General features: G+C 71.2%; 10 protein-coding genes. All 10 read right to left on the bottom strand.

All coding sequences use genetic code 11. The features are described 5' to 3' along the window. Window positions 1-57: 57 nt before the first annotated feature. The 10 genes from LIN44_RS25490 to LIN44_RS25445 all read right to left on the bottom strand — a co-directional run bounded on the left by LIN44_RS25490 (window position 58) and on the right by LIN44_RS25445 (window position 18,114). Window positions 58-2,559: a CHASE2 domain-containing protein gene (locus LIN44_RS25490; protein WP_227315027.1), complete on the bottom strand. Its 2,502-nt coding sequence runs from the start codon at window positions 2,557-2,559 to the stop codon at window positions 58-60. Next, window positions 2,537-4,246 carry a FecR domain-containing protein gene (locus tag LIN44_RS25485; protein WP_370641755.1) on the bottom strand — a complete coding sequence of 570 codons (1,710 nt, stop codon included), beginning with the start codon at window positions 4,244-4,246 and terminating at the stop codon, window positions 2,537-2,539. The genes LIN44_RS25490 and LIN44_RS25485 overlap by 23 nt, the downstream gene beginning before the upstream one ends. Then, on the bottom strand, window positions 4,239-4,973 hold the full coding sequence (locus LIN44_RS25480) for a response regulator transcription factor (RefSeq protein ID WP_227315026.1): 735 nt from the start codon (window positions 4,971-4,973) through the stop codon (window positions 4,239-4,241). Before LIN44_RS25480 ends, LIN44_RS25485 begins: the two co-directional genes overlap by 8 nt. A 236-nt stretch (window positions 4,974-5,209) precedes the next feature. Then, window positions 5,210-6,580 (bottom strand): exopolysaccharide Pel transporter PelG, encoded by a 1,371-nt coding sequence (gene pelG, locus LIN44_RS25475; RefSeq protein ID WP_227315025.1) that lies wholly within the window; start codon window positions 6,578-6,580, stop codon window positions 5,210-5,212. Between the two features lie 2 nt (window positions 6,581-6,582). Then, the gene (gene pelF / locus LIN44_RS25470) at window positions 6,583-8,178 is read right to left on the bottom strand and encodes a GT4 family glycosyltransferase PelF (RefSeq protein WP_227315024.1); all 1,596 of its coding nucleotides are present in this window, start codon (window positions 8,176-8,178) and stop codon (window positions 6,583-6,585) included. After that, entirely contained in the window at window positions 8,175-9,161 is a 987-nt protein-coding gene (locus tag LIN44_RS25465) for a lipopolysaccharide N-acetylglucosaminyl transferase (RefSeq protein ID WP_227315023.1), read from the bottom strand. The genes pelF and LIN44_RS25465 overlap by 4 nt, the downstream gene beginning before the upstream one ends. Beyond that, a complete protein-coding gene (locus LIN44_RS25460; protein WP_227315022.1) occupies window positions 9,154-10,593 on the bottom strand; it encodes a PelD GGDEF domain-containing protein in 1,440 nt (479 codons plus the stop codon). Before LIN44_RS25460 ends, LIN44_RS25465 begins: the two co-directional genes overlap by 8 nt. 65 nt (window positions 10,594-10,658) lie before the next feature. Then, window positions 10,659-11,204: a penicillin-binding protein activator LpoB gene (locus LIN44_RS25455; protein WP_370641754.1), complete on the bottom strand. Its 546-nt coding sequence runs from the start codon at window positions 11,202-11,204 to the stop codon at window positions 10,659-10,661. A 78-nt stretch (window positions 11,205-11,282) separates the two neighbouring features. Further along, window positions 11,283-15,380 (bottom strand): tetratricopeptide repeat protein, encoded by a 4,098-nt coding sequence (locus tag LIN44_RS25450; RefSeq protein ID WP_227315020.1) that lies wholly within the window; start codon window positions 15,378-15,380, stop codon window positions 11,283-11,285. Further along, window positions 15,343-18,114, bottom strand: a complete 2,772-nt coding sequence (locus LIN44_RS25445; protein WP_227316422.1) for a bifunctional glycoside hydrolase 114/ polysaccharide deacetylase family protein — start codon at window positions 18,112-18,114, stop codon at window positions 15,343-15,345. Before LIN44_RS25445 ends, LIN44_RS25450 begins: the two co-directional genes overlap by 38 nt. Window positions 18,115-19,018 lie beyond the last annotated feature (904 nt).

Raw genomic sequence — 19,018 nt, 5'->3', positions numbered from 1 at the left:
TTGTGTCGGCGGCCGTAACAGACTGGGCCCCTGGACGCGTCACGGGCAGCACACGCGTCATGGCGAAGTGGGCGGGGTAGGCGGGGTAGGCGGGGCGGGCGGCGCGGGCAGCTCGATGCGGAATTCGGCACCCATGCCGGCCTGGCTGCGCACGCTGGCCCGGCCGCCATGCCGCTCGGCCACGGCGCGCACCAGCACCAGGCCCAGGCCGGTACCTTCCGGCGCGCCCTGCTGGCCTTCATGCAGCCGCGCAAACGGCTCGAACAGCCGGGCCTGGTCGGCCTCGGCAATGCCCGGCCCATGGTCCTGCACGGCCACCACGAAGCACTCCGCCTCGCGCGTCAGCGCGACCGTCACGGTGCCGCCCGCCGGGCTGAACTTGATCGCATTGCTGACCAGGTTGGCGATGGCGCGCACCAGCAATGCGGGTTCGCCCTGCAGCACCGCGGGGTCGTCGGGCAGGTCGATCTGCAAGGACACCTCGCGTGCCTTGGCCAGCGCCCACAACTGGTCGGTGGCGTCGAGCACCAGTCCGCCGAGCTCCACTTCCATGAACGCCAGCGCCTTCGACTCCGCGCGCGCCACGCTGATGAAATCGTCGGCCAGCGTCAGGGTGCGGCGCGCGTGCGCGGCGATGCGGGCCAGCACGCCGCTGTCCGCGGCCGCATCGCCGGTGCTGGTGCCAGCATGATGCGCGCGGCGCTCTTCCAGTTCGATCAGCGCCAGGATCGACGCCTGCGGCGAGCGCATGTCGTGCGACAGGAAGCGCAGCATCTGCTCGCGCTGGCGCTCCGCCAGGCGGATCGCGGTGATGTCGATCACGCTGACGATCAGGCCCGCCACGGCGCCCGATTCGCCATGCAGCGGCGCGCCATGCAGCAGGTAGCGGCGGTCGCCGCGCCCGGCCACTTCGATGCCGCCCTCGGGCACGGGCACTGGCGTGCGCGCCGCGGGCGCGCCGGCGTAGCGGTCATGCAGCGCCTGCCAGTAGGCCAGCGCCGGTGCCGGCGCCGGGCACACCGCCTCGATCAGCGCGCGGATGCCGGGACGCGGCAGGCCCGGCTGCGCCGGCCCTTCCGGGACGCGCGGCGACCCGTGCGCCAGCACCCCCGGCGCCAGCGCCGTGCAGCGGCGGTTGGCCAGCAGCACGCCGCCGTCCAGGTCGCAGATGGCGGTGGCGTCAGGAAGGCTTTCGAGCCCGTCGGAGAGGAAGCGCCGCAGCCCGCGCAACTGCGCGCTCACGCCGTAGACGGCGCGCATGCGGCTGTCCAGGGTGGCGCCGGTGTGGCGCGGCGCGGGCATCACGCCGGGCTCGCGCTCCAGCCGCGCCAGCTCGTCGCTGAGGAAGCGCAGCGCCGCTTCCTGGCGCAGCCAGCTCCACAGCGGATAGAACAGCACGCAGCCCAGCACCGCGGCGGCCGGGGCAAACCATAGCCGCGCCAACGCCAGCAGCGCCAGCGAGCCCAGCAGCAGGCCTGCCAGCAGCAGCCCGGTGGCGACCAGCGCGCCGCGCGGCGGCAGCCGCAGCGCCGCCAGCGCGGCCAGCAGCACCGCCAGCAGCGTGCCGCCGGCCTGCCACGCCGGCGCTACCGCGACAATGGCATCGCCGTCGGTCACGGCCTGCACGGTGTTGGCCAGGATCTCGACGCCGCTCATGCCGCGGCCATCGCGCGAGACCGGCGTCGGCAGCACGTCGCCCATGCCGGTGGCGAGCGCGCCGATCAGCACCGCCTTGCCGGCAAAGATGTCCGGCTCGACACGGCCCTCCAGCACGTCGCGCACCGACACGCGGGCAAAGGTGCCGGGCGGGCCGGCGTACGGAATGCGCAGGCGGCCGCTGCGCTCCCAGCCATTGGCTTCGGTGACCACGGCCGGCTCGTGGCGCACGCCCACGGGCAGCCCGCCCGCGCGGCCGAAGCCCGCCATCACCGCGGCCAGGTGCGGCACGCCGGCGGCGGCGACCGGGTGCGGGCCTTCGCGCAGGTAGACCTGGCGCGCCACCCCGTCGGTATCGACCACCATGTTGATATGGCCGACGGCGGCGCCCAGCCCGGCCAGCGGGTAGCGCACCAGCATGCCGGCGGGGCCGGGCTCAGCCAGCACCGGCAGCACCACGTTGCCGGCCAGCGCCATGCTGCGCGCCAGCATGGCGTCGTCGTGCGGATAGCGGGTATCGCGCTCGGACAGGATCACGTCGACGCCGATCACGCGCGGGCCGCCGGCGGCGATGCGTTCGAGCAGTTGCGCCAGCACCGCGCGCCGCCACGGCCAGCGGCCGATCGCGGTGATGCTGGCGTCGTCGATGCCGACGATGACGATGTCGTCGCGGGCGGGATGATGCTGGGCGCCGATGGCGATGTCGTAGGCGGCCAGGTCGGCGCGTTCGGTCCAGCCCTGGCGCGCCGCCAGCATCACCAGCGCCAGCACCGCGGCGGCCAGCAGGCACCATTCGACCAGGGTGCGCCGGCCGAATGGACGCCCCGCCGCACGCCCCCCCGCACGCTGCTCAGCGCGCGCGCCCGGCGGGCCGGGGGCGTCAGTGGAGCCGGATGCGGCCACCGCCGTCCGGCCGGTCGCCCGAGCCGATTGCGCCGCCCTGCCCATCGCGCAGCATGGCGATGACTTCAATACGTTGCGGCGCCGAGAACGCGGCCGGGTCCGGTGCCACGCCGGGCGCGGCGCGCGCCACCCGGATGAAATAGACGCCCGGCGCGGGGCGCGGCAGGTCGATGGCGTTGGCGACGGTGTGCTCGTCCGCCAGCAGCGTGGCGAAGCCCGCATCGGCCGCCAGCTGCACCCGGTAGCCGGGGCCGCCACCGCCATCGGGCCAGCCGATGTGCAGCGGGCCGCCGTCGTCCTGCAGGGTTGGCACCGGCGGCTTGGGCTCGACGCGGAACGGCACCGCGTCCGACCACGGCCCCGGCAGGCCGGCCGCATCGACGCTGCGCACGCGCCACCACCAGCGGCCCGGCGCCAGCGCCTGCGCGGCGGGCGAAGCGGCGGCGGCGTGGACGGCGGCATCGTGGGTAAAGGCGGCATCGGTGGCCAGCGCCAGCTCATAGCTGGCCGCGCTCGGCACGGTGGCCCATTCGAAGCTCACGGCATCGGCATAGCGCACCGCATCCGCGGCGGGCTGCTGCGTGAACGGTGCCGGCGGGTTCAGCCGCACCGAGACCGGAGCCTGGGCGTCGTGGCCGGTCAGCTGGTGCTTGTCGATGGCGCTGACGCTCAGGTACAGCCTGCCTTCCGGCAGGCCGTCGACCCGCATCCGGGCGGCATCGGCGCCGCTGGCGGTGCCGCTCCAGACCAGCTCGCTCAGCGCCGCATCGCGCGCCACCCGCACGCGGTAGCCCACGGCGTCCGGCACCGGTTGCCAGGCCGCCTCGAACGACGGCCCCAGCACGGTTTCAGCGGGCGGCAGCAAGGCCGGCGCCGGCAGCAGCGGCACCGGCTGCGACAGCTTGCCGCCGGCCGACACGCCGATGCCATAGCCGGCATCGAGCGACGCCGCCGCGGTCATGGCGCGCTCCGGCGCCGGTGCGGGGCGCGCGCGCGCGGCGCTGACGCCGACACGGCCCTGCAGCACCTCGCTGCGGCTGCCATCCGCGTCGGCGGAGACCCGGTAGCGGGTGCCGCGCACGCCGGTCACCATCATCGGCGTATGCATCTCGAAGCGGCCGACCCCTCCGCCCTCGGGCGCCACGCGGGTCTCGGCCGCGCCCTTGTCGATACGGATCACGGTGTCGACCAGGCCGCTGCGCGTGAAGGTGCGCAGCCGGCTCACCGCCACGGTGGTCGCGGGCGGCAAGGTGACGCGGGTGCGGTCCGGCAACTCGAGCGTGGCTGAACCGCCGGCCGGGGTCTCGATGCGCGCGGCCTCGTCCAGGGTCATGCCGACCTGCACCGGCCGGCCATTGGCGCGGACTTCGCCGCTGACGTAGACCACGCGCGCGGACGCAGCCTGTTCCGGGATCTGGCTCAGCGGGATGCGCACGCGCGATCCCGGCACCAGCCGGTAGGGATCGGCCACGCCGTTCAGGCGCTGCAGCGTGCGCCAGCCCTGCTCGGATGCCATGTAGCGCGAGGCCAGCCCGATCAGCGTATCGCCCGGTTCCACCACGTAGATAAAGTCGGCGCCCTGCGCGCCCGCGGGCCCGGCTTGCGCGGGTGCCACCATGCCACCGAGCAGCGCCGGCAGGGCCAGCGCGACAGCGCGTACCGCCTTGCGCACCGCCGCCTTACTCATCGCTGGCATCGCCGGCATCGTCCGCCTGCGCTTCGGCCGCGGAAACTTCTTCGAAACGATAGCCATGCGAATACACCGAGGTCAGCCGCACACCGTTCTCGGGACGCAGCGCCAGCTTCAGCCGCAGCCGCGAGATATGCGTATCCAGCGTGCGCGAACCCGCGCCCATGGCACGGCCCCACACCGCCTGCTCCACCACCTCGCGCGCCAGCAGGCGCCCGGTATTGCGGAACAGGAACAGGGCCAGCTCATATTCGCGCGGCGACAGCACCGCGGCTTCGCCGCCGACGGCGATGGTGCGCGCGTGGGTATCGACGGTGTAGTTGCCGCGCCGGATCAGCTCGACCTCCTGCGCGGCCTCGGGGTAGGCGCGGCGCAGCAGCGAGCGCACGCGCGCGACCAGCTCGCCGGCGCGGATGGGCTTGAGCATGTAGTCGTCGGCGCCTACCGTCAGGCCGTCGACGATATCGGACTCGGCGGTGCGGCTGGTGACGAACAGGATCGGCGGCATGTTGCCGGATTTCTGCCGCACCCAGCTGACCAGTTCATAGCCGCTGGTGCCCGGCAACTGCCAGTCGACCAGCAGCAGGTCGTAGGCGCGCTCGCGCAGTGCGCGCAGCAAGTCGGCGCCGTTGGCGAAGGATTCGCATTCGAAACCGGCTTCGCTCAAAATCTGCCGGATCAGCTCGGCCTGATCCGGATCATCCTCCACGGATGCAATTCGCATACCTCTACACCCTTCTGCCAGCTTCCGACTGCAACTGCGGTCTCTGCCACGGCGTGTCGACGGCTCGGCCGGCAAGTCATTCTTTATATTCACCCTGGCAAGGGGGCGCGGCCGTCGATCTGAACCGGCGAGCCAGGCCGAAGCCCGCCGGCTGCCGCAATGTTACCCAATCGCGGCCCATTCCGTCGAGACGCCCCGACGGGGGGTGCGCCGGCGTGCTCCCGGACGCTATTGCGCTATTGCAGCATATAGGTCTCGTACTCCAGCCGCTCCAGCTTGTGGTCCAGCAAGGCCAGCGCCAGTGCCACCACCACCAGCAGCGACACCGCGAAGCCGTAGCCGTACCAGGCCGGCCCCAGCTGCAGCGTCACCAGCGTCAGCGCGAAGTTCAGCACCACGAACAGCGCGGTCAGCAGCAGCACCTCGCGGCGCCGGTCCAGGTAGAAGTAGATGTTGAGCACGCCCAGCAGCACCACCTGCAGGCTGGCGCCGATCACGTCGACGTACAGCAGCGGCAGGTACAGCTCGGAAATGCCCAGCAGCCGCAGCACCCACGTGCCCACCGCGAACAGCAGCAGCGCGGCGATGGCCTGCACCTTGACGATCTCGTACAGCCCCAGCCGGATGGTCTGGACCATGGTGTTGCGCATGTCCTCGATATGCTCCAGCGAGCTGCCGCCGCGCACCGCATCGTAGAACGCGTCGTAGTATTCGACGAAATCGGTCTCGATGCGCACCAGGAACACCGCCATGCCGGGAATGATCGCCAGGTAGGCCAGGAACACCGGGATGTCGTAGATGATCGACGCGTGCAGCGGCCCGATTACCTGGTGGCCGGTGGACGGCGCGTACCAGAACATGAACTTGTCGATCCAGATGCCAAGGTTGTAGAGCAGGCCGATCGCCACCAGGCTGGGGTAGGCATAGCGGCGCTGGAACACCTCGAACGAGATGAACTGGCGGCTGGTGTAGTTGCGGTAGATCAGCGTCACCATGCCGGTCAGCAGGCACAGCTGGCCCGCGGCAAACCCGCCCAGCAGCCCTTCCATGCCGTAGCCGCGCAGCGCCAGCGCGGCCGCCACCGAGACCGCGTAGCCCAGCAGGAAGGTCCATACGATGGCCTTGTACTGCTTCATGCTCGACAGGAAGATCGCCGCGATCCAGATATTGCTCAGCACCACGAAGCCCGCCACCATCAGCAGCCGGTACAGCACGGACTGCGCGCCGAAGCTGAACACCGCGCACGCCACGCCGATGCCGCCCGACAGCACCGTGGCCAATAGCGCGACCGCGTGGTAGTTGCTGAGGATCAGGTGGTCGCGCTTCTCGAACAGCCGGTCGGAGGTAAAGCGCGTGAACGACAGCTGCATCGGCCCGGTCAGGATCAGGCTGCCCGCGATCAGGTAGGTCACCGAGACCTGGAACTGCGTGATCAGCGTCCCCGGCACCACGAACGGCAGGCTCAGCATGCCGATCAGCAGGATGCCGACGATCGACAGGATCCACGGCCCGGAGCTGATGATGCCGGCATACGCATAGGCGCTCAGCATGCCGGACAGGTTGTCCCGCCGCAGCATCTTGCGCAGCTCGAAGCCAATGCCCGCCATGCTCAGGCTCCTCCGTGGACAGGGCAGCGCGCGGGCTTGCCGCCGGGCCGGGCCGATCCGCCAGGCCCGGTGGCATCGGCCTGCGCCATCAGCCGTTGATACAGTTCGCGGTAACTGCCCACCATGCGCTCCTGCGTGTAGTAGCGCTCCACGCGCGCCACGCCGGCGGCCTGCGCCGCCTGCCAGCGCACCGGGTCGCGCAGCAGCCCGAGCGCGGCCGCGGCCAGCGCGGCGGGGTCGGCAATGCGCACCACCTCGCCGGCCGGGCCCAGTGCGGCGTCCTCGCCGGGCAGGCCGAACAGCAGCTCGCGGCACGAGCCGACGTCGGTGGTCACGCACGGCACGCCGGCGGCAAAGCCTTCCAGCACCACCAGCGGCAGCGCCTCGCTGATCGAACTGAGCACCAGCACGCCGACCTGCGGCAGCAGCGCGTCGATGCGCTGGAAGCCCAGGAATTTCACCTTCTTGCCCAGGCCCAGGCTTTCGGCCAGGCTGCGGCATTCGCGCGCGTATTCCGGGTCTTCGTCCTCCGGGCCGGCGATCCAGCCTTCGGCCTCGGGATACTCGCGCACCACCGTCAGCATCGCGCGGATAAAGGTCTTGACGTCCTTGATCGGCACCACCCGGCCGATCAGGCACAGCACCGGCGGCACCCCGGGCGGGCGCTGCGCGCGCAGCGGCGCCAGGCGCGGCAGGTCGATGCCGTTGGGGATGCTGCGCGTGCGCGCCTCGGGCGCGCCGTCCTGCACCTGGCGGCGGCGGTTGCCCTCGTACAGCGCGACGATGTCGTCGCCGGCGTCGTAGCAGACCCGGCCCAGGGTTTCGAAAAAGCGCACCCACAGCTCGCGGAAGTAGCTGATCTGGGAGATGTCGCGCTCGAACACATTGCGGTTGTCGCGGATCCACTGGCTCTGGAACAGGTCGATCTTGCGTTCCTTGGTATAGATGCCATGCTCCGACACCAGCAGCGGGCGCTGGTTGCGGTGGCGCAGCAGCGCGCCGAGGAAGCCCGCATAGCCGGTGGAAACGGTGTGGTAGACGCGCGCCGGGATCAGCCCGTCGGCAATCCGCACCAGCTGCCACAGCGGCTTGTGCATGATGCGCACGGTCCAGAAGTAATCGGTGAACGACGGGTCGGTGCAGAAGCGCCGGTACTGGTCGGTGATGGTCTGCCAGGCACGGCGGCTGTACAGGAACGCGTCCTCGCCGAGCGCGCCGCCCGCGCGCAGCGCCGGCATCAGTTCGCGGATCATCGCGCCGGCCTCGGCCTCGCGGCCCGGTTCGCGCAGCAGGTCGTGCAGGCGGTCGGCCGCATCGAAGGCCTTCGCGTCGCCGCCGCGGGCCTGCGCCAGCGGCGGCGGCGGGAAGTCATAGAGGTAGTGCGTTTCCAGGTGCACCACGTTGGCCGGCAGCTGGTAGGCCATGTCGCCGTAGTCCTCGCGCCGGCTGCCGATGAAGACGATGCCGAAGCGCAGCTGCGGAAACGCGCGGATCATCTGGTTGACCCAGCTCGACACGCCGCCGCTCACGTAGGGGAAGGTGCCCTCGAGCAGCAGCATGACGTCGGCCGACGCCGCTTTCAACAGGATCTCGCTCATGATTGCCAGTACCGCAGCAGGGGCCGCACCAGCGGGAGCGGCGAAGGGCTGTCGAACGATGCCATCAGCTGGCGCACCGCGGCGTAGTCGCGTTCCAGGTAGGCGGCCTCGGCCAGGTGCGGCACGACGCGCTCGCGCGCGAAGCCGAGCGCTTCGGCGCGCTGCAGCCAGGCGCGCGCCTCGCGCGGGGCGTTGCGCGCCAGCGCCAGGCGCCCGCGCATGTACCACAGCGAGGCAATGCTGTCGTCATGCGACAGCGCCGCGCTGGCGTAGCGCTCGACCTGGCTGGCGGTATAGCGGTAGACATCGCCCTGCACCAGGTTCTGGTAGATCAGTTCCCAGTACAGGTCGGCCAGGCGCTTGCTGATCTCGGCGCGCTCGCCCGGGCTGTAGGCCGTTTCCAGCCGCGGCAGCTCCGCCAGGATCTGCTGGGTCAGCTGCTTCTCGGCGCCGTCGAGCATGCCATAGGCCAGCAGCCGGATATCGTCGGCGCTGTCGGCCAGCAGTTCGCGCAGCACCGGGCTGACGGTGCGCGCCGGCATCGACTGCATCGCCACCAGCGCGGTCATGCGCTCCGGCAGCGGCGCGCGGGCATTGCCCAGCTGCGCCCGCAGGCGCGCGCCGCCGCCGTGCGTGACGCGCGACATCAGGTGCGTGACAAACTCGGGCAGGCCCACGGTGCCGATGCCGCTGGTATCGACGCGGCGCCGGAACAGCTTCGACAGCAGGTAGCTGCCCACGCAGACCAGCGCGCCGCCGAGCGGCACGAAGAAGCAGAACAGCGCCAGGAAGCCATAGCTCCACGCGAACGGCACACGCAGGCGCCGCGGCAGCAGGCGCCACAGCAGCAGCGCCGTCAGCGCGGCGGCCACGGCCTGCATGCCGAGGAACGCCAGCAGCAGCGCGGTGCTGTTGCCGGCGCGCGCCAGCAGCGCCAGCGCGGCGATCTGGGCGGCCAGGCCGCCGGCGCCGAGCTTAAACATGGGGCGCTTCCCCGGCCGCCGGCGCGGACCGCGCCGCCGTGCCATCCACCTGGGCCCGGCGCAGCAGCCTGACCAGCGCCTCTTCCGCGCCGGTCGCCGGCACCGCCAGCGTGTAGACGCCGATGCCGGCACTGGTGAAATCGGTGCCGAACTGCGCGCGCAGCATGTCTTCGATGCGCACAAGGTAGGCCGCCACGGCCTGCGCATCGGACAGCGGCATCAGCGTCAGCATGGCGCGGTGGTGCGGGTTGACCAGCGGCCAGGCCACGTCCAGCGCGCGCCGGCTGCGCACCACCTGCTCGAACAGCGCATCGCGCTCGGGATCGGTGTCGAACACCAGCGCCACCACCGAGCTGTCGATGCCGGTCTCGCGCTGCAGGCGCGCCAGGCGCGCATAGTCCAGCGCGAACGGATACGGGCACGCCGGCAGCGCCGCTCGGATGCTGTGGGTGGCGCCGGCGTGCTCGACGCCGTCGGCGTAGTAGCCCAGCAGCACCATCAGCATCTGCAGGTTTTCATAGTTCAGCGACAGGAACGGCATGCGCTCCACCACCAGCAGGCCGATCAGGTGGTCGGAGCCCGCCAGCACCGGCGCCACCGCCACGTAGCGCGTGCGGGCGTCGTGCTGCAGGCCGTCGGCGCGCAGGTGCGCCAGCTGGCGCGTGTCCAGGCAGTGGCGCACCAGCGGATCGGCGGTGTCGAGCGGGAACGCGGGGCCGATGCTGGCCGCGGGCTCGGCGGCGACGCGCTCGCCATCGCAGGCATAGAGCGCGGCCGCCTCCACCTGGCAGGCCTGCGCCACCACCTGCAGCACCGGCTGCGCGCCGGCCAGCACGTGGCCGCCGCGCGCCGCTTCATCCAGCGCCACGCCGCGCAGCTGCGCCAGGGTGTCGCGCAGCGTGGTGGGCCGCGCCAGCAGGTCGTTTTCCAGCCGCGCGTGCGAGATGCGCAGCAGGTAGTGGTTCTTTGTCAACGCCGCCAGGCGTTCGTCCAGGTAGCGGTTGACGGCGCGGGCGCGCGCCAGGCGCGTGCCCCAGATATCGCCGAACTGCCCGGCCACCAGCACCAGCAACAGGCCGCCGAGGAAGAACAGGCGCGGGAACGGGCCGGGCATCACGCCGGTCTGGTGGTACAGGTACCACGCGCCCAGCAGCATCAGCACGCTGCCCACGCCGATCAGCGTGCCGTAGCGCAGCGCCAGGATCACCGGCAGCAGCCAGGCCCACGGAAAGCCCATGCCCAGCAGCAACGGGTTCTGTGGCAGCACCAGCCACGCCAGCCCCAGCGCGGCCAGCATTGCCACTACCAGTTCCACCACGGCGGCGGGCCCGGTGACCGCGGGTGCCAGCAGGCGCGCATAGCGCCCGCCCAGGCCGATGCCCTGCCCCTGCCGCGCGCGATAGGTGTTGTCAGCCGTCTTGGCCACGCTCATCCCCTTGCTTCAACCCATCCATCGCCGCGCTGGCGCGGCGTCGTGCCGATGCTCGCCACGCCGGCTCAGCCCTGCATCAGCGGCGCCAGCAGCCGGCGCAGCAGCTTCTGCGCGGTGCCCGACAACGAGGCGCGGCTCCAGCCGCTGTCGCTGCCGGTGGCGGACCAGACCACTTCGCCGCTGTTCACGTCGAGCAGCTGCAGCGAGATGCCGACCGCCGGCTCGCCGTCCACACCCACCTTGTAGCGCCATTCCTGCACCGCGCCGGTCAGCGCATAGCGGGCCTTCTCGGCACGCGCCCATTCCAGCGCCTTGCCCACCGCCTCGCGCTCGGCCGGCTCGAACAGCGTTTCCGGGTTGAGCGCGGCCGGATAGCGTTTCAGGCTGGCCACGCCGCCGGTCTTCAGCAGGCTTTCGGCAATCGCTTCGGCGCGCAGGCCGGCCTGCGGCGTCTCGGTGTAGTTGACGATCGGCAGCACCGCGATGGTTTCGCCGCGCGCCAGCGCCGGCGCGCGGCCGACGTCGGTCACCGCGCAACCCGCCAGCCACAGCGCCGCGCCCAGCGCGCCGCACCATGCGGCCAGCCGCATTGCCACCGCCCTGCCCGTCATGTCCGTTTGCTTGTTCATGCTCATCCCCTTTTTCCGTATTGCCATGTCGTGTCAATGCCCCACCGCTACCTGCCCCGCTCAATACAGCCAGCGGTAGCGCAATCCCAGTTCCGTCATCGGCCGTCCGCCGTTGCGCGCCGCGGTCTCGTGCGAGACATAGAGCGCCAGGTGGTCGTTGCCGAACACCGATGCCGCCACGCCACCCTGCAGGCGGAAGTTCTGCCGCGCACGGGTATCGTGCAACAACCCGATTTCGCCGAACGGCCGCCACTTGCGGGTGTATTCATCCAGCAGCTCGGTGCCGAAGCCGAACAGCACGCCGGCCTGCGTGAAGCCCTGCGGCATGTAGAACGCCGGCGTCGCCGCGGTGCCGGCCGGCACCAGCGCGGCCTGGCGCGGCGTCAGGCTGCCGCCCTGCGTGCTGTAGCTGGCATGCGTCGCGACCACGCGCACGGTGTAGTCCGGATACGCGGTGCGGATCTTGTAGCCGGCCTCGACGTCATAGACCATGCCGTGGCCCAGCGTGCTGCGGTCCTGGCCGCGGAAGCGGCTGTACTCGATGCGCGCGCCGACGAACTCGCGCAGGCTGAAGCGCCACGTCGCGCCCAGCCCCAGCACGTCCTTGGCCCCGCCCACGCGCAGCGGCGCGGACTCGTCGGCCGGCTGGTTGAGCCCGGCCAGCGTGCTGAACTGCAACCGTCCCTGCTGGTTCCACTCGCCGAAGAAGCGCGCCGTGGCCATGGTGTCGAGGCCCTCGCGGTAGCCCGCGGTGGCGCGCCAGCGCTGCTGGTTATCGCGATAGCCCAGCGACAGGTCGGCGCGCCGGTCCGACGACGGCACATTGGCGAGCTGTTGTGGGTCGGTGCTGCGCTGGTCGCGCCAGGTGCCGCGCAGGTTCAGGTCATAGCCGTCCCACAGCCGCACGCCCCCGGCCAGGCTGCCTTCGGTGAACTCGAGCGGCTTCTGGTGCAGGAAGCGCACGCGCGGCTCGATCGCCTGGGCATTGAACAGCAGCGTTTCGCGCAGGGTTTCCTGCAAGGCGTCATCGGAGCGGGCCCGCTGCTGGGTCTCGAAGGCCAGCGTCTGCGCCGCGCCAAGGCGGTCCAGCCGCTGGTTGGCCTCGATCTGGCTCGCCACCGGCACGCGGCCGGCCTGGCGCTCCAGGATGCGGTCCAGGCTGTTCAGGTCCTGCCGGTCCAGCGCGATCGCCACCTCGGCATACGCCGGGCGCTGCAGCCGGCTGGCGTACTGGCGCGCCAGCCAGGCGCGCGCCAGTTCGTTCGATTCGGCCGACATCGCCCACGCCAGCGCGGTATCGCGGCCAGCGGCAGACAGCGCGGCCTCGCGCCACGCCGCGTCGCGCGCGACCTCGGCGGGGACGGGCTCGCGCAGCGGCGGCAGCCCGTCGATCTCGCCCAGCTGCGACCGCGCCCCGGCGGCCCGCGGATTCAGTTCGCGCGCCGCCGTGGATGCGCGGTCGGCGCGCAGCATCTGGATTACCAGCGCGCGCGAGACATCGCCCGAGGCGAAGATCTGTCCCAGCGCCACGGTCTGGCGGCGCAGGTCCGCGCGCGACGGCGCGCCCGAGGCGTTCTCGTGCTCCTCGTCGCCGTCGCTGTTATCCGGGCGCATGCGGGCATCGCCCGCGCCGCGCCGGGCCCAGCCTCGCCGCAGGTCGATCCAGGCCTGGCGGCGCACGCGCCAGGCCATGTCGGTCTGGCCGATGGCTTCATAGGCGTCGGCCAGCAGGCTCAGCCAGAGCGGATCGGCGCTGTTGCCATCGTGGAGCCTGCGCAGGTAATGCAGCGCCGCACGCCCGTCGTGGAAGCGCATATGGCCGGCGGCGAAGGCGCCCCACAGGTCGGGATTGTCCTCGGCCTGATCCTGCAGTCGGCGCATCACCGCGCGCACCTCGGTATCGCTGCCCTGGTCGACCAGCGTCCACAGCAACGCGGCCAGCGTTTCGCTGTCGGCGTCCGGCAGGCCCGCGGCATGGCGCAGATCGGCCAGGGCCTGCTCGCGCTGGCCCGTGACGCGGTAATACTCGGCGCGCCGCATCAGGAAGCGGCTCGACTGCCAGGCGGCGCGGCGCTGCTCCGGGCTCATGTCCTGCAGCAGCCGCTCGATGCGGCGGTAGGCATGGGCGCGCGTGTAGTAGTACAGCGCCAGCTCCAGCGAGGCCGGGCTGGCGCCGCGGCGCCAGTCGGCCTCGGCGATGCGGCCGGCGTCGATCGGGGTCTTGTCGTAATAGGCGATCAGGTTGGAGAAGTCCGCCTCGCGCGCGCCCCGGACTTCGTTCACGCAGTCGTTGCGCGCCGGGCCCTCGGGCAGCTTCTGGCAGTGCTCGTCGCGGGTCTGCGCCGCCGCCATCATCAGCTGGCGATAGCCGTCCTGGAGCAGGTCGTCGCGCTGGTTGAGCCGCGCGAGTTCGGTGAAGGTACGCCAGAACAGCAGGTCGCGCGGGCCCGCGGCGGCGCGCGCGGGCAGCATCGCGTCCAGCGCCTGAACCAGCCGGCCGCGCACATAAAGCAGGTTGGCCAGCTTGAGCGCATAGGCCGGGCGCGGGCCGAAGCGCTGCTGCAGCTGTGTATAGAGCTGGAATGCGTGCTCGTCCTTGCCGGCGCGCTCGGCCAGCGCGGCGTGGCGCTCGATGATGTCGCGCGCCTTGGGGCCACGGCTCAGGCCTTCCAGGAAGCGCATGGCCTCTTCCGGCTCGCCCAGCCGTTCGTAGGCGGCCACCACCTCGTCCACCGTCTTCAGGTCCGAGCCGCCCGCGCGGTGGCGCAGCGCGGCCAGGTAGGCGCGATCGTCGGACAGCCCCGGCGCGAGCCGCATCACCGCGTCCCAGGCGCGCTCGTCGTTGGTGGCGCGGGCATAGTCGAGCCAGCTCTTCAGCGCCACGGCCGGCTGGCGGTTCCATTCGGCCACCTGCGCCAGCCGCTCGCGCCAGACCGGCTCGTGCGGCAGCCGGCGCACCGCGGTCTCGGCCACGCGCTGCGCCTGGTCGAGCTTGCCCGCCGCCAGGAACACGCGATAGGCCAGCTCGTAGTCGTCGGCATTGAACTTCGTGTCGTCCGGCTGCGGAACCGCGGCCTGCTGTGCCGCGATCCTGCGCACGCCCAGCTGGCCGGAAGCGGCCAGCGCCTCGCGCAGGGCCAGGCCCCGCGGTCCGTCGAGAAACACCACGCCGCGGTCGTGCCACGGCTGGCCGGCGGCGATGCGCCGCACCCGGGCCTGGTGCGCGGCCGGGGCGTCCAGCGCGGCCAGCGCGGCCGGGTCCGCATGGCCGGCATCGCGCAGCCGCGCCGACACCTTCAGCAGCCGCTCGACATAGCGGCTGGCCTGCTCCGGCTTGTTGGCCGCCAGCGCCAGCCGGGTCAGGTAGCGCAGCACCTCGGCGTCGTCGAGCAGCTCGCCGCCGTGGCGCTCGGCCTGCGCCAGCGCCTCGTCCAGCAGGTTGCCGGACTGCAGGGTCTGCACCGCCTTCAGGAACAGCGCGCGCCGCTCGGCCAGCGTGGTCGCGGCCGCCTGCTGCGCAAACAGCGCCTTGGCGGCATCGCGGTAGTCGCCGCCGGCAATCGCCATCTCGGCCAGCTGACGGGTCCAGAACGCTGCGTTGTTGCGGTCCTGGCTCGCCAGCGCGGTATAGAAGCGGCGCATCGCCGCATCCGCGCCGGCCTGGCGCGCCTGCGTGGCCAGCGCCTGCAGGTCCGCCAGGCTCCAGCGGCGGCCGGCGGCCTGGTCCAGCAGGCTGCGCAGCTGCACCAGGTTGTGCTCGCGCTCGGCCGTTCCCGGCAGCGCGGCCCAGGCGCGCTGCTGCGCGATCTCGATGCGCGTGCGCAGCACCTGGCCCGACAGGTCGGTGCCCTGCATCGCCTGCATCCGCTCCAGCATCACCTGCGCCTCTTCCAGGCGGCCGGTGCGCGCGTACTGCTCGGCCAGCACGCCCATGAAGGCGGGGTCGTCGGGCGTGACCTTCCACCAGGCTTCCAGGTAGGCCATGGTCAGCCCGTCGATGGTGCGGCCCTGCCCCAGCAACCGCTCGCGCAGGGTCTCGCGCGGGAACATCAGCGCCAGGCCGACCCCCACGATCGCGGTAAACGTCAGCACCAGCGTCGGCGGCAGCAGCCGCTCGCGCTCAGCCGGCGCAGCGGACTTCGACTTGTTGCCTGACATGATTGGGGTCGGTCACGGGTGCGGTATCGACGCGCAGCGTATTGCGCTCGCGCACGGCCGGTACCGCCTTGCCATCGACACTGACGCGGCAGTGGCCGGCGTTGGCCAGGCGGAAAAACGGCTTGTAGTAGCCACTGAAGGCGAAACGGGTGACGCCGTCGCGCTGCGACCAGTCGCGCACGATGCCGCTGGCTTCCGCCAGCTGCGGCGTGGCCGCCGCCGGGGCCACCGCGTCGCGCATGGCGAAGCGCGCGTCGCCGCCGTCCAGGTGCAGGTAGACGCCGCCGCCGGGCGCCGGCGAGGTGCCGGTCACGCCGTGCGCGGCGGCCACGTCGGGCAGGCCCGCGCCGCTCCAGCGCAGGTTGCGCAGGTTGCCGTCGCCGCGCACGATCCATTGCGTGGCGGTGCCCGCACTGCCATCGTCCACCTCGCGCGCCACCGCCATCTGCTGCCAGTCGAGCACCTTGCGCACGTAGTCGGTCGCATGCAGCGGCAGCAGCGGCTGCGCCAGCACGTAGTCATAGACCTTGCGCAGCGCCTTCAGCGACGCAGCCTTGGTGCCCGAGTAGCTGTGGTAGTAGATGTTCACGGGCTTGAAGCGATACGGCCGGTCGGTCAGCTCGAAGGTCTCGATCACGCGCTCGAAGCCGTAGAACGGGCCATGCCACAGGTTGGTGTAGACGTTCTCGTTCTGGTTGGGCGCGAACACCTGGAAGGTGCCGCCCGGCTTGTTGATGCCCAGCGGCGCGATCGCGGTCCAGCTGGGATTGCCGCGCGTGATCACCGTGTCGCCGCCGTTCATGTTGAGCACGCGCGCCTGCTCGGTCAGGCGCAGCGCCTCGGCCGGCGGCTGGCAGTCGCCCGACCACAGCAGCAGGCCGACGGGCTTGCCGGCAGGCGCCAGGGTGCGGTTGATGTAGTCGATGGAACCGCCGATCTCGCGGTTCAGGTCCATGGTGTAGCCGGGGATATTGAGGTGGTAGGCCTCGTCGCCCGCGCCCGCGGCGGCGTTGCCGCCCCGCCCCGGCTGGCCCGGCACCGTGCGCGCCCATTCGAACGGGTGCGAAAACGTGTGGCTGGCCACTTCGACATAGGGCTGGGCAAAGATCTTGCGTGCGATCGGCTCCAGCTCGGCGGCGAGCTTCGGGTACATGCCGTCGCGGCTGACCTCGCCCTGGATTACCGACATGGTCATCGGCAGCCGGTAGCGGTCGAAGATCTCGCGCAACAGCACCTCGCCGGAGAAGCCGCCGCCGGGCATCTCGGCACGCGAGGCAAAGCCGTCGCCATCGATATGGATGGTCAGCAGGCGCCGGCCGTTCTCGGTGGTGACGTCGGGCACCGGCATCGCGGGCAGGCGCAGCGCCTCGCGCAGGAAGTCCAGCGGCTGCACCACCCAGCGGCTCTGGGTGGTGCCGATGCCGTCCTCGCGCACCGCATACGGGCCCAGCACATAGCCGCCCCACGGCGTGATGGCCGCGGCGTCATAGGTCAGCGTGCCGGAGCGCAGGCGCAGCAGCGAGCGGAAGCCGTCGCCGTCGGGCACCTGGATCGCTTCGGCCTGGGTGCGGTCGGGCGCCAAGGGCATCTCGAAACCCATCATGCGGTCCTTGGCCAGCACCTCGACCGGGCCCGAGACGCGGCCCCTGACCGCCTTCAAGCCAAAGCTGCGCGCCACCGCGCCGCTGACGTCGACGCCCAAGTCGTTCAGGAACACCACCGGCATGCCCTGCGCCATGCGCGCCTGTACCCAGGTGTGGAAGCGGCCCGGCTGCGCCTTGACCTTGCCCGCCAGGTACACCACCACGCCGGCGTAGCGGTCCGGCCCGATCTCCGGCAGCGCGTCGCCGGTCTCGGCAAACTCGACGCGGTAGCCCAGGTAGTTGAGCGGCATCGAGACAAAGCGCACGCCCGGCGAATTGTCGATCGACTCGCCGGGCGGGCGTTCCTGCACCACCAGCACGCGCCGCGGCAGCACTTCGACCTTGCCGATGCCGATCGTCTGCAGGCCGGGATCCGCCACATAGGGCGTAATGCCCAGCGCGCGGATGCGCCGCGCGGTCTCGCGCGCGCAGCGGCGGTCCGCCGGCGGGCAATAGTCGATCGACACCACCGGCAGCCGGTATTGCTCGCGGATGGTACGCGCCTGCGCCAGCAGCCAGTCGCGGTCGGCCTGCGGCACCTCGACATAGCGGCCCTGCGCCTGGTTCCAGCCCCGGAACAGCGACTCGAAGGCGACGGCATAGGCCAGGCCATGCACCTGCGGCAGGATCTCGAAGCCACGGTTGAAGATCAGCCGGGCGTCGGGGTAGCGCGCCTTGATCGCGCGCACCACGCGCACCAGGCCGGCTTCCTGGCGCGCGCGCTCGGCGTCGGTCCTGGCGGCGAGCTGGTACGAGTCCAGGGTATCGAGGAAGAAGCCGCGGAAACCCCGCGCCCATAGCGGCGCGATCACCTTGTCGACATAGAAGGCGGGCCAGCCGTCGGCCGCCTGGTCGATCACCGGCGCGTTCCAGGCGTCGTTGCGGCCGACCAACCAGTTCTTGGGGATGTCCTTGAAGTAGGGCCGGCTTTCCAGCACCTCGCCCACGCTGACATAGGCAAACCAGGCGGTCGCGGGCGTGGCGACCTGGCGCGGATCAAAGCCGCTGTCCGGTTCGACCACGGCGATATCGAAGGCCTGCAGCGCGTCGACCGGCGGCTTGGCGCCATAGTGCAGCGCGATCGAAGGCATCGCCGGAGCGGGTGCGGCAGCGTCGGGCACCGGCTGTGCCGCCCCGGCGCCGGCCGCACTGACGACCAGCGCCAGCGCCCCGCGCCGCGCCAGCTGCCCCAGCGACGTCAGCCAGCCCGGCCATGCCAGCGCTGCCAGCGATGCCAGACGAAAGGGCACCCAGGCACCCCGCCCGCCTTGCGCTTCCCCCAGTCGATTCACAAGTGTACTTCCCGTTGTTTGTGCACTCGAAGTGCTCGGCGCCAGACATTTTAGAGGCGATTCATGACCGCGTCCGTCTGATTCTGACCGGCAATTCGGAAACGTCCGATGGTATCCGGCAACCGCATGCTAGAGCAGCCGCCGGGGCGGTATTGTCAACAATTGTCCCGAAAAGGAGACATTGGCCTAGCTTGTACGTTAACGGCTGCCCTGCCCGGCTGACGATGCGTCGCCACCGGCGCGTCAGCAGCCAAGGGCGGAGGGATTCGCATAAGCGGTGAGCCCGATCATGGCGCTGTCCGTTACCGGATTTCCGGACAGCCGGGTTTCCGGCAACACGAAAGATTTGCGCACATTCGCGAATGTATGGCCCCGCATGCAGGCCATTGACTCATGTATGCACGCGTACAACCCGACCGCCGTCACGGGTATTGCGTGGTATTCGCATAATGTAATATCGGCGCCGGGCTGGCCTCACCCGAACGCGGTAGAAGGCGCGCCGTAAAAATTTGTAAAAAAGGTGGCACCACCCTGCGGCAGGCGGGCAGCCATTATGCACGACAAGGCGGCACGGCGCCCGCCGGCGGTGCACGCACAGGTAAACCGGACAATAAAAAATCAGGGAATTCACTGAACTGGTACCGAAGTAGAAAACGCTAATATCTCCTGTCGGAACCTCTCATCATGATTAGGCGCTTAGCCT

This window comes from Cupriavidus sp. MP-37 (assembly GCF_020618415.1).
GTDB lineage: Bacteria > Pseudomonadota > Gammaproteobacteria > Burkholderiales > Burkholderiaceae > Cupriavidus.
Note: the sequence above shows the minus strand (reverse complement) of the source record. Positions and strands in the feature narration are given on the sequence as shown.